The 16,295-nt window shown below is 61.6% G+C and carries 12 protein-coding genes; 6 read left to right on the top strand and 6 right to left on the bottom strand.

Going from position 1 to position 16,295, the window contains the following annotated elements:
• Positions 1–22: 22 nt before the first annotated feature.
• Together rluB and OZ911_RS21245 are read left to right on the top strand one after the other, a co-directional pair.
• Positions 23–1,090 carry a 23S rRNA pseudouridine(2605) synthase RluB gene (gene rluB, locus OZ911_RS21250; RefSeq protein ID WP_016488510.1) on the top strand — a complete coding sequence of 356 codons (1,068 nt, stop codon included), beginning with the start codon at positions 23–25 and terminating at the stop codon, positions 1,088–1,090.
• 729 nt (positions 1,091–1,819) lie between these two features.
• Positions 1,820–3,238 carry an amino acid permease gene (locus tag OZ911_RS21245; RefSeq protein WP_161775555.1) on the top strand — a complete coding sequence of 473 codons (1,419 nt, stop codon included), beginning with the start codon at positions 1,820–1,822 and terminating at the stop codon, positions 3,236–3,238.
• A gap of 75 nt (positions 3,239–3,313) precedes the next feature.
• On the opposite strand, the gene OZ911_RS21240 is transcribed toward OZ911_RS21245, so the two are convergent.
• The gene (locus OZ911_RS21240) at positions 3,314–4,198 is read right to left on the bottom strand and encodes a LysR substrate-binding domain-containing protein (RefSeq protein ID WP_016488508.1); all 885 of its coding nucleotides are present in this window, start codon (positions 4,196–4,198) and stop codon (positions 3,314–3,316) included.
• A 152-nt stretch (positions 4,199–4,350) separates the two neighbouring features.
• On the opposite strand from OZ911_RS21240, the gene ydiJ reads away from it, so the two are divergent.
• Positions 4,351–7,371, top strand: a complete 3,021-nt coding sequence (gene ydiJ / locus OZ911_RS21235; RefSeq protein ID WP_023048271.1) for a D-2-hydroxyglutarate dehydrogenase YdiJ — start codon at positions 4,351–4,353, stop codon at positions 7,369–7,371.
• Between the two features lie 137 nt (positions 7,372–7,508).
• On the opposite strand, the gene OZ911_RS21230 is transcribed toward ydiJ, so the two are convergent.
• From OZ911_RS21230 to phhA, 4 genes are all read right to left on the bottom strand, one after another.
• On the bottom strand, positions 7,509–8,708 hold the full coding sequence (locus OZ911_RS21230) for an MFS transporter (protein WP_016488506.1): 1,200 nt from the start codon (positions 8,706–8,708) through the stop codon (positions 7,509–7,511).
• A gap of 90 nt (positions 8,709–8,798) precedes the next feature.
• Complete coding sequence (locus tag OZ911_RS21225; RefSeq protein ID WP_016488505.1) at positions 8,799–8,927, bottom strand: hypothetical protein; 129 nt, start codon at positions 8,925–8,927, stop codon at positions 8,799–8,801.
• Positions 8,928–9,219: 292 nt separating this feature from the next.
• On the bottom strand, positions 9,220–9,576 hold the full coding sequence (locus OZ911_RS21220) for a 4a-hydroxytetrahydrobiopterin dehydratase (protein WP_016488502.1): 357 nt from the start codon (positions 9,574–9,576) through the stop codon (positions 9,220–9,222).
• Between the two features lie 39 nt (positions 9,577–9,615).
• Positions 9,616–10,404, bottom strand: a complete 789-nt coding sequence (phhA, locus tag OZ911_RS21215; RefSeq protein WP_016488501.1) for a phenylalanine 4-monooxygenase — start codon at positions 10,402–10,404, stop codon at positions 9,616–9,618.
• A gap of 257 nt (positions 10,405–10,661) precedes the next feature.
• Between phhA and OZ911_RS21210 the strand changes: the two genes are divergently transcribed.
• Entirely contained in the window at positions 10,662–12,221 is a 1,560-nt protein-coding gene (locus OZ911_RS21210; protein WP_070086776.1) for a sigma-54-dependent transcriptional regulator, read from the top strand.
• A 151-nt stretch (positions 12,222–12,372) separates the two neighbouring features.
• On the opposite strand, the gene OZ911_RS21205 is transcribed toward OZ911_RS21210, so the two are convergent.
• Positions 12,373–12,627, bottom strand: a complete 255-nt coding sequence (locus OZ911_RS21205) for a DUF2790 domain-containing protein (RefSeq protein ID WP_003254526.1) — start codon at positions 12,625–12,627, stop codon at positions 12,373–12,375.
• Positions 12,628–13,025: 398 nt separating this feature from the next.
• Between OZ911_RS21205 and acs the strand changes: the two genes are divergently transcribed.
• Positions 13,026–14,987 (top strand): acetate--CoA ligase, encoded by a 1,962-nt coding sequence (acs, locus tag OZ911_RS21200; protein ID WP_016488499.1) that lies wholly within the window; start codon positions 13,026–13,028, stop codon positions 14,985–14,987.
• A gap of 505 nt (positions 14,988–15,492) precedes the next feature.
• Positions 15,493–16,278 carry an L-arginine-binding protein AotJ gene (aotJ, locus tag OZ911_RS21195; RefSeq protein WP_016488498.1) on the top strand — a complete coding sequence of 262 codons (786 nt, stop codon included), beginning with the start codon at positions 15,493–15,495 and terminating at the stop codon, positions 16,276–16,278.
• Positions 16,279–16,295: the final 17 nt, after the last annotated feature.

Raw genomic sequence — 16,295 nt, 5'->3', positions numbered from 1 at the left:
TCCTACACCGGGAGGTGCCCAGATGAGTGAGCAAGACCTGCAAGATACCGAGATCACCCCACCCGCTGGCGAAAAGCTGCAGAAAGTGCTGGCGCGCATTGGCGTGGGTTCGCGCCGTGACGTCGAGGCCTGGATCAGCCAGGGCCGCATCAAGGTCAACGGCGTCGCAGCCACCCTTGGCCAGCGCGTCGACCTGCACGACGCCATTGCCGTAGACGGCAAGCTGATCAAGCGCGAAGAGGCCGCCGAGGCCACTCGCCGGGTGATCATGTACAACAAGCCTGATGGTGAAATCTGCACCCGCGACGACCCTGAAGGCCGCCCGACCGTGTTCGACCGCCTGCCACGGCCAAAAGAGGGCCGCTGGATCAACATCGGCCGCCTCGACATCAACACCACCGGCTTGCTGCTGTTCACCACCGACGGTGAGTTGGCCAACCGCCTGATGCACCCGTCCTACGAGATGGACCGAGAGTACGCGGTACGGGTGCGTGGTGAAGTCGACGACGAGATGATCGAGCGCCTGAAAGCCGGCGTGATGCTGGAAGACGGCCCGGCGAAGTTCACCGACATCCAGAAGGCACCGGGTGGCGAAGGTTTCAACCACTGGTACCACTGCGTGGTGATGGAGGGCCGTAACCGTGAGGTGCGTCGCCTGTGGGAATCCCAGGGCATGGTGGTCAGCCGCCTGAAGCGCGTGCGTTTCGGCCCGGTGTTCCTCAACTCTGACCTGCCGATGGGCCGCTGGCGTGAAATGACCCAGGGCGAAATCGACATCCTGGCCGCCGAAGTGGGCCTGCAGCCAGTAGCGCTGCCTGCCATGAAGCTCAAGGCCAAGGACAAGATGGAGCGCCTGCAGCGCAAGTCGACCCGCCCGCTGGGCCGTGGCGAGCGCGTGCGCAACCTGCGCCCGGCTCACGAAGGTGCTGCTACCGGCGAGCGTCCGGCGCGTCAGCCGCGTGAAGAGGCCCCGCGTAAACCTAACCGTGGCAGCACGGTGGCCGAGCGCCCGAGCGAGATGCGCAAACGTACCGGCAAGCCTGAGGGTGACAAGCCGGCAGGCCGTGGTCGCGGCAAGCCGCGTGGCTGATAAGTCAGTGTGGTAATCAAGAAACCAGCCTTCGGGCTGGTTTTTTTATGCCTGTAGGGGCGCGGCCGCTTCGACAGCTACCGCGTCAATTTGAGGTCTTGCGCGGTCCTTGTAGCGGCCTTGACGGGGCGCTGGACCGGTCGGAAAGGGCCGCATAGCGGCCCCAAGATATTGAACAAAAAAGATTTTTCGGACGACTGGCAAGTTCCTGAACCGCCGTGTAAAGAAATTTATACGAATGTAGCCGTTTTCAGTCCGCATTTCAGATCGCGCCCGGTCGTGTAAACAAACCTTGCCGGCGTCCATGTGCCAAAGCCGCGCCCCTGGCCCGACCCACCCTTGCCCAAACCCCCGTCCCCACGGTGTTATAGCCACCATTGCCGTGTGCAACAGCCCGTCCACAGCGCCGGGCTGACAAAACAACAAATGGAGGCGCCATGTACGCCGATCACTCCGCCTTTGAAGGCCCACACCACAGGATCGCTGCGTTTTTTCCGGATGGAAGGACGCAACGCGTTGACGCCTGCGCGTTTGCAGGGGTATACAGTGCGCCGCGTTTTACCTGTGACCCTCTTGCGTACCGCGCACTCTTGATCACGCCTGGTTGACCCGCTCCGGCGGCACCTGAGGTCAAGAAACCCAAGGTAACCACCTTGCTCATTCCGCTGCGCCACGAGCGCGGTGGGTCCGATTCCGTCACAGATAAAAACAATGCAGGTGACTTCGTTCATGAGTGGACAAAACATGCATTCAGGCGAGCTCAAGCGGGGCCTGAAGAACCGCCATATCCAGTTGATCGCCCTTGGTGGTGCGATTGGTACCGGCCTGTTCCTCGGCTCGGCAGGCGTGATGAAATCCGCCGGCCCGTCAATGATCCTTGGCTACGCCATTTGCGGCTTCATCGCTTTCATGATCATGCGCCAGCTTGGCGAAATGATTGTTGAAGAGCCGGTGGCCGGCTCGTTCAGCCATTTTGCCCACACCTACTGGGGTGGTTTCGCCGGCTTCCTGTCGGGCTGGAACTGCTGGGTGCTGTACATCCTGGTCGGCATGTCGGAGCTTTCGGCGGTCGGCAAGTATGTTCACTACTGGTGGCCGGAGATCCCGACCTGGGTCACGGCGGCGGCGTTCTTCGTGCTGATCAACGCCATCAACCTGATGAACGTGAAGTTCTTCGGTGAAGCCGAATTCTGGTTTGCCATCATCAAGGTCGTGGCCATCGTCAGCATGATCGGCCTGGGTGCCTACCTGCTCACCAGTGGCAGCGGTGGCCCGGACGCCACCATCGCCAACCTGTGGTCGCATGGCGGTTTCTTCCCGAACGGTGTCAGCGGGCTGGTAATGGCCCTGGCGTTCATCATGTTCTCCTTCGGTGGCCTGGAAATGCTCGGCTTCACCGCTGCCGAGGCTGACAAGCCGAAGACCGTGATCCCCAAGGCGATCAACCAGGTCATCTACCGCATCCTGATCTTCTATGTCGGTGCGCTGGTGGTGCTGCTGTCGTTGACCCCGTGGGACAACCTGGTTGCCAGCATCGATGCCTCGGGTGGCAGCTATGGCAGCAGCCCGTTCGTGCAGGTGTTCTCGCTGCTGGGCAGTGATGTGGCCGCCCACTTGCTGAACTTCGTGGTGCTGACCGCAGCGCTGTCGGTGTACAACAGCGGCACCTACTGCAACGCCCGCATGCTGCTGGGCATGGCCGAGCAGGGCGATGCCCCGGCGTCGCTGGCCAAGGTCGACAAGCGTGGCGTGCCAGTGCGTTCGATCCTGGTGTCGGCCGCGGTGACCTTTGTCGCCGTGCTGCTCAACTACCTGATGCCTCAGAACGCCCTGGAGCTGCTGATGTCGCTGGTAGTGGCCACCCTGGTGATCAACTGGGCGATGATCAGCTATTCGCACCTCAAGTTCCGTCAGCACATGGACCGTACCGGCCAGAAGCCGCTGTTCAAGGCGCTGTGGTACCCCTACGGCAACTATGTGGTACTGGCCTTCGTGGTGCTGATTCTGGGCATCATGCTGATGATTCCGGGCATCCAGGTTTCGGTGTATGCGATCCCTGTGTGGCTGTTTGCGATGTTTGTTGTCTACATGGTCAAGCCGCGCCGCAGGATGAATGCCGGTGGGGTGGCGGGTACCGCAGCCAAGTAAGCAACCCAACGTAGTAAGAAGAAACCCCAAGCCAGGTGACCGGCTTGGGGTTTTTTATTGCCTGTGCCGGCCTCTTCAGATCTGTTCCAGCAACCAGCCCCTGAATGCCCGTAACGACGGCAAGGCCTCATTCCTGGGCGGGTAGATCAGGTAGTAACTGCGCTGGCTGGCAAACGCCACCCCAGGGCTGTACAGCTCTGCCTTGGCCAACTCCTCCTCTACCAGAATGCGCGGCACCAGGCCAATGCCAATCCCGGCGCGCACTGCCTGAATCAGGTGCGAAGTCAGCTCAAAGCTCGGCCCCAGGCGCATCGACCGGTGCGGCAGGCCATGGTGCGAGAACCACTCGCCCCAGGCGTGCGGGTTGTTCGCCACATTCAGCAGCACCTCTTCGCTGATCCTTGCCGGGCTCCAGGCCTGGCTGTCCGCGGCGGCCTCTGGCGGCAGGATCACCACCAGTTCCTCGGCATGCAGGCGATGGCAGATGAGCCCCGGCAGATCGTGGCTGGCCACACCGATGGCCGCATCGATTTCGCTGGTGTCGAAGTTGATGGCTTCGATGCGTGAATGAATGTGCACCAGCATGCCTGGGTGGGCGTTATAGAACGCATGCAACCTCGGCAGCAGCCATTTCGAGCCGAAGGTAGGCAGCGTGGCCAGGCGCAAGGTGCCTACCCCTGACTGGTAGGCCAGTGCCTGCAGGGTGGCGCTGCGGATGCGCCCCAGTGCCTCACTGAGCTCGCGCTGGTACAGGCGGCCGACATCGGTCAGTTGCACCTGGCGGCCCTCGCGGCGGAACAGGGTCAGGCCCAATTGCTGTTCCAGCGCCTGCACCTGGCGGCTGACCGCGCTCTGGGTCAGTGACAGCTCGGCAGCGGCGCGGGTGTAGCTTTCATGCCGGGCGGCGGCCTCGAATGCCAGCAGCAGCGACATGGAAGGTGTCAGGTGGCGGTAATTCATTCATGAAAGTCATTGATAGCGGCAGGATTATCCGTTTGCCCTTGAGGCGAAACTACAGGAACATTGGCCTATACGTCATCCCCGCATGGCAACACTTATGCTGCGGTGACAGGAATCCCGTGAATTAGCCAATATCAAGAGGCCATCCTTCGATGATCGCCCAGCTGCCGACCGTTGCACCGAGCGCCGACTACCCAGAATTCCTCGAAGCCTTGCGCAACAGCGGCTTCCGTGGCCAGATCAGTGCCGACTACGGCACCCGCACCGTACTGGCCACCGATAACTCGATCTACCAGCGGTTGCCCCAGGCGGCGGTGTTCCCGCTGGACGCCGATGATGTGGCGCGGGTTGCCACGCTGATGAGCGAGGCGCGCTTCCAGCAGGTCAAGCTGACCCCGCGCGGCGGTGGCACCGGCACCAACGGCCAGTCGCTGACCGATGGCATCGTCGTCGACCTGTCGCGGCACATGAACAAGATCCTCGAAATCAATGTCGAGGAGCGCTGGGTACGGGTGCAGGCCGGTACGGTGAAGGACCAGCTCAATGCTGCGCTCAAACCGCACGGTCTGTTCTTCGCCCCCGAGCTGTCCACCTCCAACCGCGCCACCGTTGGCGGCATGATCAATACCGACGCCAGCGGGCAGGGCAGTTGCACCTATGGCAAGACCCGCGACCACGTGCTGGAGTTGCACAGCGTGCTGCTCGGTGGCGAGCGCCTGCACAGCCTGCCGATTGACGATGCCGCGCTGGAACAGGCCTGTGCCGACCCCGGCCGGGTCGGCGAGGTGTACCGCATGGCCCGCGACATTCAGGAAACCCAGGCTGAGCTGATCGAAGCCACCTTCCCCAAGCTCAACCGTTGCCTGACCGGCTACGACCTGGCGCACCTGCGCGATGAGCAGGGCCGTTTCAACCTCAACAGCGTGCTGTGTGGCGCTGAGGGCTCGCTGGGCTATGTGGTTGAAGCCAAGCTCAACGTGCTGCCGATCCCCAAGTACGCGGTGCTGGTCAACGTGCGCTACACCAGTTTCATGGATGCCCTGCGCGACGCCAACGCGCTGATGGCGCACAAGCCGCTGTCGATCGAAACCGTCGACTCCAAGGTGTTGATGCTGGCGATGAAAGACATCGTCTGGCACAGCGTTGCCGAATACTTCCCGGCCGACCCCGAGCGCCCGACCTTGGGTATCAACCTGGTGGAGTTCTGTGGCGATGAGCCGGCCGAGGTCAACGCCAGGGTGCAGGCCTTTGTCGAACACTTGCAGGCGGACACCAGCGTCGAGCGGCTGGGGCATACCTTGGCCGAAGGCGCCGAGGCGGTCACCCGTGTCTACGTCATGCGCAAGCGCTCGGTGGGCCTGCTGGGTAACGTCGAGGGCGAGGTGCGCCCGCAGCCGTTTGTCGAAGACACCGCGGTGCCGCCGGAGCAGCTGGCCGACTACATCGCCGACTTCCGCGCGCTGCTCGATGGCTACGGCCTGGCCTACGGCATGTTCGGCCACGTCGATGCCGGCGTACTGCACGTGCGCCCGGCGCTGGACATGAAAGACCCCGCGCAAGCTGCGTTGGTCAAGCCGATTTCCGATGCAGTGGCGGCGCTGACCAAAAGTTACGGTGGCTTGCTGTGGGGCGAACACGGCAAAGGCCTGCGCTCCGAGTACGTGCCGGAGTACTTCGGCGAGCTGTACCCGGCGCTGCAGCGCCTGAAAGGTGCCTTCGACCCGCACAACCAGCTCAACCCGGGCAAGATCTGCACTCCGCCGGGCAGCACCGAGGGCCTGACCCCGGTCGATGGCGTGACCCTGCGCGGCGACCTCGACCGCACCATCGATGAGCGTGTGTGGCAGGATTTCCCCAGTGCCGTGCACTGCAACGGTAACGGCGCCTGCTACAACTACGACCCCAACGACGCCATGTGCCCGTCGTGGAAGGCCACCCGCGAACGCCAGCATTCGCCCAAGGGCCGTGCTTCGTTGATGCGCGAGTGGCTGCGCCTGCAGGGCGAGGCGAACATCGACGTGCTGGCCGCGGCGCGCAACAAGGTGTCGTGGCTCAAGGGCCTGCCAGCGCGGCTGCGCAACAACCGCGCACGCAGCCAGGGGCAGGAAGATTTCTCCCATGAAGTGTACGACGCCATGGCCGGTTGCCTGGCGTGCAAGTCGTGCGCCGGGCAGTGCCCGATCAAGGTCAACGTGCCGGATTTCCGTTCACGCTTCCTTGAGCTGTACCACGGCCGCTACCAGCGCCCGCTGCGTGACTACCTGATCGGCTCGCTGGAGTTCAGCATTCCGTACCTGGCCCACGCGCCAGGGCTTTACAACGCGGTGATGGGGTCGAAGTGGGTAACCCGGCTGCTGGCCGACAAGATCGGCATGGTCGACAGCCCGCTGATCAGCCGTTTCAACTTCCAGGCCACCCTGACCCGCTGCCGCGTTGGTGTGGCCAGCGTACCGGCCCTGCGTGAACTGACCCCGGCCCAGCGCGAGCGCAGCATCGTGCTGGTGCCGGACGCCTTTACCCGCTATTTCGAAACGCCGCTGCTGTCGGCCTTCATCGACCTGGCCCATCGCCTCGGTCATCGGGTGTTCCTGGCGCCGTACAGCGCCAACGGCAAGCCGCTGCACGTGCAGGGTTTCCTTGGCGCATTCGCCAAGGCGGCGATCCGCAACGCCACCCAGCTCAAGGCCCTGGCCGACTGTGGCGTGCCGCTGGTGGGCCTGGACCCGGCGATGACCCTTGTGTATCGCCAGGAATACCAGAAAGTGCCGGGGTTGGAAGATTGCCCTAAGGTGCTGTTGCCGCAGGAGTGGCTGATGGATGTGCTGCCCGAGCAGGCGCCGACCGCGCCGGGCAACTTCCGCCTGATGGCCCATTGCACCGAAAAGACCAACGTACCGGCCAGCACAAGGCAGTGGGAGCAGGTGTTTGCCCGGTTGGGCCTGAAGCTGGTTACCGAGGCGACGGGTTGCTGCGGCATGTCCGGTACCTACGGGCATGAGGCGCGTAACCAGGAAACATCGCGGACCATCTTTGAGCAGAGCTGGGCCACCAAGCTGGACAAGGAGGGGGAGCCGCTAGCAACGGGCTACTCGTGCCGTAGCCAGGTCAAGCGCATGACCGAGCGCAAGATGCGCCACCCGCTGGAAGTGGTGTTGCAGTACGCCCAGCGTTAACCTTCAGGGGCTCGGGGCTGCTTTGCAGCCCATCGCCGGCAAGCCAGCTCCCACAGGATCACCACAGGCCTGAACTTTGTGGTGATCCTGTGGGGGCCGGCTTGCCGGCGATAGGGCCAGTGCAGGCAATGCAAGGGTCAGGCTTCTTGCCCCCGATCTCTAGGCCGCCGCGCCTGCCTGTACAAATACAGGCTCAACACCAGCCCGCAAGCCGCGGCAGCCGCCGCAAACAGAAACATCGAAGCAAACCCGAACCCCGCCGCCACCGCGCCCACCAGTGGCCCGGTCACCCCCAGCGACAAATCGATGAACAGCGAATACGCCCCCACCGCCGCGCCGCGGTTGGCCGCCGACACCTGGTTCACCGCCTCCACGCCCAATGCCGGGAACACCAGCGAGAAACCAAACCCGCTCAGTGCTGCACCCGCCAATGCCAGTTCGGCACTGGGGGCCAGCCACAGCATCAGCAGCCCGAGTGTTTCCACCGACAGGCAGGCAATCGCCACCCGGAACCCGCCAATCCGGTTGATCAGGTTGCCGAACAGCAATCGCGCGCTGATGAAGCTGGCGCCGAACAGGCTCAGGGTCAACGCCGCATCGGCCCAGCCACGGCTGGCGTAGTACAGGGTGATGAAGGTGGCGATGGTGCCAAAGCCGATTGAGCCCAGGGCCAGTCCCGAGCCATGCGGGAACACCTTGCCCAGCACCCGCAGGAACGGCAGGCGTACACCGCTGACAATAGGCGCGGCCCGCTTGGGCCAGGCCAGCAGCAGGCCGAGGGCGCACAGCAGGATGATGCTGACGCCCATGCTCCACAGCCCCAGGCTCTTGACCATCAGTACGCCCAGCGGAGCGCCGATGGCCAGGGCGCCATAGCTGGCGATGCCGTTCCAGGAGATGACCTTGGCGGTGTTTTCGGCGCCTACCCGGCCGATGCCCCAGCCAATAGCGCCCGAGCCCACCAGGCTTTCGGCGCTGCCCAGCACCAGGCGGCCAACCAGCAGGCAGGTCAGGCTCAGCCAAGGCAGGTGGGTAAGGAAGGCGCACGCCAGCATGAACACCCCGCTAAGCCCGCAGCCGACCAAGCCATACATGACTGCTTTCTTGCTGCCATGGTTGTCGATGATGCGGCTGGCGGTAGGGCGGCTGAGCAGGGTGGCGAGGTACTGCACGCTGATCACCAGGCCGGCGACTACGGCGCTGAAACCCAGGTCGTTATGCACATAGCCGGGCAACACGGCCAGTGGAATGCCGATGTTCAGGTAGCCGATGAAGGTGAAGAGGACGATGGAGACGACTTGCAGGGTGACCGCAAGGGGGCGCGGTGAGTCGGGCATGGGGACCTACGTGTGTTCAGGACGGTGTGAAAACGTGATGACGGGGGTAGCCCGCAGGTCAGCCGTTTTCACACAGTCGGGGATGCGCAGTTATTCCTGGTCAGCGCTGGATTGATCGTCACCATCCTGCTCGACGGCAGCTGCCGGTTCGGCGTGAACGGTCACGGATGGCTCTTCTGGGTTCAGGCTTGGGAAGGGAAGATTCGGGATTTCGTGCATCTCGTCGTTCCTCGCAAGTGTGAGTGAAAAGTCTGCGCCAGGCGCGGTTGAAGCTTCGCAAAGCTGGGGCAGGATACACAAGTCTGGATGACAGTTTGGATTTTTTACCGGTCGCTTGTCGGTTTTGCGGGCGAACAGCGCACATTTTTCCTGCAAATAATTGGGGCCGCTTCGCGCCCCTTCGCGGGCTTGCCCGCTCCCACAGGGACCGCGAAAACCAGGGGCGCGCGCCGTCTTTGTGGGGGCGGGCAAGCCCGCGAAGGGGCGCGCAGCGGCCCCACTTCCTAAGCGATTACTTACGGCCTTCAGCCGTTTCAGCCACTTTGTCAGTGCGTGCGCACATGATGAAGTCGTTGCGGTGCAGGCCTTTGATCGAGTGGCTCCACCAGGTCACGGTAACTTTGCCCCACTCGGTCAGCAGCCCCGGGTGGTGGCCTTCGGCTTCGGCGATTTCGCCCACGGCGTTGGTGAACGCCAGGGCGTGCTTGAAGTTCTTGAACAGGAACACGCGCTCAAGCTCCATGTGGCCGTCACGCACTTCGATGTTCCAGTCCGGGATTTCGCGAATCAGTTCGGCCAGCTCGTCGTCGGAGACTTTCGGTGCGTCGGCGCGGCAGGCTTCGCAATGGGCTTGATTCAAGGCATTCATGAGATGTTTTCCGGTTCGAGTTGTTATCGGCAAGGTTGATCAGGCAGCGACCTTGGGTGGAAACTTCGGCGCGTGCAGGCCCAGCTGCATGGCTTTGTGGACCATGCCCATGATGTCTTCGTGGGCCAGGTCGAACAGGCGCTTCATGTTCGGCAGCACGAAATACACCGGCTGCAGGATGTCGATGCGGTATGGCGTACGCATGGCTTCGATCGGGTCGAAGGCCTGGTGCTCAGGCGCGTCAGACAGACTGTAGACGGTCTCTTTCGGCGACGAGAGAATGCCGCCGCCATAGATCTTGCGGCCTTGCGGGGTTTCCATCAGGCCAAACTCGATAGTCATCCAGTACAGGCGCGCAAGGTAGACGCGTTGTTCCTTGGTCGCGGCCAGGCCGAGCTTGCCGTAGGTATGGGTGAATTCGGCGAACCATGGGTTGGTCAGCAGCGGGCAGTGGCCGAAGATCTCGTGGAAGATATCGGGCTCTTGCAGGTAGTCCAGCTCCTCCGGGGTACGAATGAAGGTGGCAACCGGGAAGCGCTTGCTGGCCAGCAGTTCGAAGAAGGTCTGGAAGGGGATCAGTGCCGGTACCCGGGCAACTTGCCAGCCGGTGGTGGCGCCCAGCACCTTGTTGACCTCGCCCAGTTGCGGGATACGGTCATGGGGCAGCTTGAGCTGGTCGATGCCGTCCAGGTATTCCTGGCACGCGCGGCCCTCGATCACTTTCAGCTGGCGGGTGATCAGGGTGTTCCATACCGCGTGCTCTTGCTGCGGGTAATCGATAAAACCATGCGCATCGGGCTCGCGTGCCACGTATTGCGTCTGTTTCATGAGGCTCTCCTGGTGAGGGCTTTTCTTGTTATGTGCAGGACATGACTCAGTAATATCCCCGCCCGGATCGGTTTGCACGATGGACCGCACGCCCTGTCGCGCGTTTTCACCCTCATTTTCGTAACGATAATTTTACAAAATGCGGCAGGTGTCGGAAAATCCGAGGCATCTGGCTGATGGTTACACTATTTTTGTCAGCTTCTCTTTACAAATTTTCTGCGCGGTGTTGAAAAACATTGGCGCTTCGCGGGCCCCACATGCGTATCAAAGTCCATTGCCAGAACCGGATTGGCATTCTGCGCGACATCCTCAACCTGCTGGTGGAGTACGGCATCAACGTGCTGCGTGGCGAGGTGGGCGGTGACCATGGCAACGCCATCTACCTGCATTGCCCGAACCTGATCAATCTGCAGTTCCAGGCATTGCGGCCCAAGTTCGAGGCGATTGCCGGCGTGTTCGGCGTCAAGCGCGTAGGGCTGATGCCCAGCGAGCGCCGCCACATGGAGCTGAATGCGCTGCTGGGGGCGCTGGATTTCCCGGTGCTGTCGATCGACATGGGCGGCAGTATCGTCGCCGCCAACCGCACGGCGGCGCAGCTGCTGGGGGTGCGGGTGGATGAGGTGCCGGGCATGCCGCTGGCACGCTATGTGGAAGACTTTGACCTGCCGGAGTTGGTGCGGGCCAACAAGTCGCGCATCAATGGCATGCGTATCAAGGTCAAAGGTGATGTGTTTCTGGCCGATATCGCGCCGCTGCAGTCCGAGCACGATGACAGTGAGGCGTTGGCGGGTGCGGTACTCACCCTGCACCGTGCAGACCGCATCGGCGAGCGTATCTACAACGTGCGCAAGCAAGAGCTGCGCGGCTTCGACAGCATCTTCCAGAGCTCGCGGGTGATGGCCGCCGTGGTACGTGAGGCGCGGCGCATGGCACCGCTGGATGCACCCTTGCTGATTGAAGGCGAGACCGGCACTGGCAAGGAGCTGCTGGCGCGCGCCTGCCATTTGGCCAGCCCGCGCGGGCAGTCGCCGCTGATGGCGCTCAATTGCGCCGGGTTGCCCGAGTCGATGGCCGAGACTGAACTGTTCGGTTACGGTCCCGGCGCGTTCGAAGGGGCGCGGGCCGAGGGCAAGCTGGGGCTGCTGGAGCTGACCGCCGGCGGCACGCTGTTTCTTGACGGAGTAGGGGAGATGAGCCCGCGCCTGCAAGTGAAGCTGCTGCGCTTTCTGCAAGACGGCTGCTTCCGCCGGGTAGGCAGCGATGAAGAGGTGTACCTGGATGTGCGGGTGATTTGCGCGACCCAGGTGGATTTGTCGGAACTGTGTGCCCGTGGCGAGTTTCGCCAGGACCTGTATCACCGCCTGAACGTATTGTCGCTGCACATTCCGCCTTTGCGTGAATGCATGGATGGGTTGGAAGGGCTGGTACAGCACTTTCTCGATCAGGCCAGCCGGCAGATCGGCTGCGCCATGCCCCGCCTGGCGCCAGCAGCAATGGAAAAACTTGGGCAATACCATTGGCCGGGTAATGTAAGGCAGTTGGAAAACGTATTGTTTCAGGCGGTTTCTTTATGTGACGGCGGCGTGGTCAAAAGCGAGCATATTCGCTTGCCGGATTATGGCGTGCGGCAACCGTTGGGTGAGTTTTCGCTGGAAGGGGATCTTTCGCAGATTGTCGGGCGCTTTGAAAAGGCGGTACTGGAAAGTTTGATGGGGGAGTTTTCGAGTAGTCGGGCTTTGGGGAAAAGATTGGGTGTTTCGCACACGACAATTGCCAACAAGTTGAGGGATTACTCGCTTAACAAGTCTGCGGATTAGTTGTCAGGCAAAGAACTTGGGACTGCTTCGCAGTCCTTTCGCGGCGCAAGGCCGCTCCTACAGGTACGGCGCGGGTTTGAGGATTGCGCAATACCTGCAGGAGCGGCCTTGTGTCGCGATAGGGGCCCGCAGGGCCCCGATTCACAAGGTATCAGCCGTTGGAGCAGCCGTTCCCCATCACGCGGTATTCGAGAATGTGCTTCTGGCCCTGGGAGTCCTCGTAGGTCATGCGGGCTGGCACGACTTCGCACACATTGGGCACTTCGCTCATGGAGATGACGCGGGCAATGTCCAGGTGTTGCGAGTAACTGTATTGTTCAACCGGAATCTGCTCGGCATCTTTGGCTTCGCCGGCCATCGCCGCGCCGCAAAGACTGCCAAGTACCAATACCAGTAAAGCTTTCATTTTCTATTTACCTGTCTAAGGTCGTGAGGGGGCACGCGGCGCTTATGGCGCCGCGAGTACAGCGAGTTTTAACTATCGGGATGAAATGGAGATTAACGCTTGCCTTCGTGGGGGCTGTTACCAGTTGTTAATCGCCTTGCCGTTGCTGGCGAGGTGAATTTTATGGCGGTGGCCAAGGCTGAAACAGTGGGTCTTTTGATAAAGTGTTTTGACAGAATCTGTAACAATCCCCTGTTAACCGCCTCTTTTTTTTCGACGCAGGGTCTGTAATGCCCGGGCCAGAGCGCTTGGGCGGAACGGGCGTACCAAATTACTACCAACGTCGAATGGCTTTTGTCGCTCTGGTACAGTTACAAACGGTTCCATACAAAAACAACTATTACACCGAGGTAACACAGATGAGTGCGGCTCCACTGTATCCCGTTCGTCCCGAGGTTGCGGCCACTACCCTGACCGACGAGGCCACCTACAAGGCCATGTACCAGAAATCGGTGATCAACCCGGACGGCTTCTGGCGCGAGCAGGCCCAGCGTATCGACTGGATCAAACCGTTCACCAAGGTCAAGCAAACCTCCTTTGATGACCATCACGTCGATATCAAATGGTTCGCCGACGGCACTCTGAACGTTTCCTCCAACTGCCTGGACCGCCACCTTGAAGAGCGTGGCGACCAGCTGGCAATCATCTGGGAGGGCGACGACCCTTCCGAGCACCGCAACATCACTTACCGTGAGCTGCACGAGCAGGTCTGCAAGTTCGCCAACGCCCTGCGTGGCCAGGACGTGCACCGTGGTGATGTGGTCACCATCTATATGCCGATGATCCCAGAGGCCGTGGTCGCCATGCTGGCCTGTGCCCGTATCGGTGCGATCCACTCGGTGGTCTTCGGTGGCTTCTCCCCTGAGGCCTTGGCTGGCCGCATCATCGATTGCGAGTCCAAAGTGGTGATCACCGCCGACGAAGGCGTACGTGGCGGCCGTCGTACCCCGCTCAAGGCCAACGTCGACCTGGCGCTGACCAACCCTGAAACCAAAAGCGTACAGAAGATCATCGTGTGCAAGCGCACCGGTGGTGAGATTGCCTGGCACCAGCACCGCGACATCTGGTACGAAGACCTGATGAAAGTGGCCTCCAGCCACTGCGCGCCAAAAGAAATGGGTGCTGAAGAAGCGCTGTTCATCCTTTATACCTCCGGCTCTACGGGCAAGCCCAAGGGTGTGCTGCACACCACCGGTGGTTACCTGGTGTATGCCGCGCTGACCCACGAGCGCGTGTTCGACTACCGCCCGGGCGAGGTCTACTGGTGCACCGCCGACGTCGGCTGGGTCACTGGCCACAGCTATATCGTCTACGGCCCGCTGGCCAATGGCGCCACCACCTTGCTGTTCGAGGGCGTGCCAAACTATCCGGACATTACCCGCGTGTCGAAGATCGTCGACAAGCACAAGGTCAACATCCTCTACACCGCCCCAACCGCCATTCGCGCGATGATGGCCGAAGGGCAGGCCGCCGTTGAGGGGGCCGATGGTTCCAGCCTGCGCCTGCTTGGCTCGGTGGGCGAGCCGATCAACCCTGAGGCCTGGAACTGGTACTACAAGACCGTTGGCAAGGAGCGGTGCCCGATCGTCGACACCTGGTGGCAGACCGAGACCGGCGGCATCCTGATCAGCCCGCTGCCGGGCGCTACCGGCCTCAAGCCGGGCTCGGCAACCCGTCCGTTCTTTGGCGTGGTGCCTGCGCTGGTGGACAACCTGGGTAACCTGATCGAGGGCGCGGCCGAAGGCAACCTGGTGATCCTCGACTCCTGGCCGGGCCAGTCGCGTTCGCTGTACGGCGACCACGACCGCTTCGTCGACACCTACTTCAAGACGTTCCGTGGCATGTACTTCACCGGTGACGGTGCGCGCCGCGACGAAGATGGCTACTACTGGATCACTGGCCGTGTGGATGACGTGCTCAACGTGTCTGGCCACCGTATGGGTACTGCCGAAATCGAAAGCGCCATGGTGGCGCACTCGAAAGTTGCCGAGGCGGCAGTGGTTGGCGTGCCGCACGACATCAAGGGCCAGGGCATCTATGTGTATGTCACCCTGAATGCCGGTGTCGAGGCCAGCGAGCAACTACGCCTGGAGCTGAAGAACTGGGTGCGCAAGGAAATCGGCCCGATTGCCTCGCCGGACGTGATCCAGTGGGCGCCGGGGTTGCCGAAGACGCGTTCGGGCAAGATCATGCGCCGTATCCTGCGCAAGATTGCCACCAGTGAGTATGATGCTTTGGGCGATATCTCCACCTTGGCCGACCCGGGTGTGGTGCAGCACCTGATCGATACCCACAAGGCCATGAGCCTGGCTTCGGCCTGATAGCCTCGCCGCTTACGCGGTGGGAGCGCCACGACCAGACTAAACCCCGCCCGGGCAACCGGCGGGGTTTTTGCTTTACTGTTACCCGACATTCATCGGTAACTGTTCTGTCACCGGTCCCGCACAGGTTCGGGGCGCGAAGAAACACATCTGGCCCGTTTTGGTGCATTTGCGTAGCCAATTTATGCAACACAGCACGCTCCACTTGCCGTAGTACAAGGCTTTGCCAATAATAGGCCCAGGAATTGCTAGGTCTATAGGTTCTATTTCTTGCGCTCTTGCATATTTTGCATTGGCTGTCAACATTGCCCGCAGCGGTTTCAGGCGCTTCTGTAAGTAGTTGTCGCTTTGAAGAAATATCGACTACCGGGCTGTCGCTAAAATGCCACTCACTCGCTCGTGGTCTGCGACCTTGGTCGAACCCTGCGCGGCTCGCGTTGTACCCATTCGCATATCGGGCAGTTGTTACCTGCCTTGTATTGCCCCGTACCGATGGAGTTACCTGATGAAGAAGCTCGCACTGCTTGGCGCCCTGGCGCTGTCTGTGTTTTCCCTGGTGTCGCAGGCCGATGAAAAACCACTGAAAATCGGCATTGAAGCCGCCTACCCACCCTTCGCCTTCAAGCAGCCTGACGGCAGCATCGCCGGCTTCGACTACGACATCGGCAACGCCCTGTGCGAAGAGATGAAGGCCAAGTGCACCTGGGTCGAGCAGGAGTTCGACGGCCTGATCCCTGCGCTTAAGGTGCGTAAGATCGACGCCATTCTGTCCTCCATGTCGATCACTGAAGACCGTAAGAAGTCGGTCGACTTCACCAAGCGCTACTACCTCACCCCGGCGCGCCTGGTCATGAAGGACGGCACCGCTGTCAGCGACAGCCTGGATGAGCTCAAAGGCAAGAAGATCGGTGTGCAGCGTGGCTCGATCCATGACCGCTTCGCCAAGGAAGTGCTGGGCGCCAAAGGGGCCACCGTGGTGCCTTACGGCACCCAGAACGAAATCTATCTGGACGTGGCGGCCGGTCGCCTCGACGGCACCGTGGCTGACGCCACCCTGCTGGAAGACGGGTTCCTCAAGACCGACGCCGGCAAGGGCTTCGCCTTCGTAGGCCCGGCTTTCACCGACGCCAAATACTTCGGTGACGGCATCGGCATTGCCGTACGCAAGGGCGACAAGGCCAACGTCGACCGCATCAACGCGGCTATCGACGCCATCCGTGCCAACGGCAAGTACAAAGAAATCGAGAAGAAGTACTTCAACTTCGATATCTACGGTCCAGACTCGAACTAAGACGTCGGGTTTCACCT

This window comes from Pseudomonas fortuita (assembly GCF_026898135.2).
GTDB lineage: Bacteria > Pseudomonadota > Gammaproteobacteria > Pseudomonadales > Pseudomonadaceae > Aquipseudomonas > Aquipseudomonas fortuita.
This window is presented reverse-complemented; position numbering and strand designations above follow the sequence as displayed.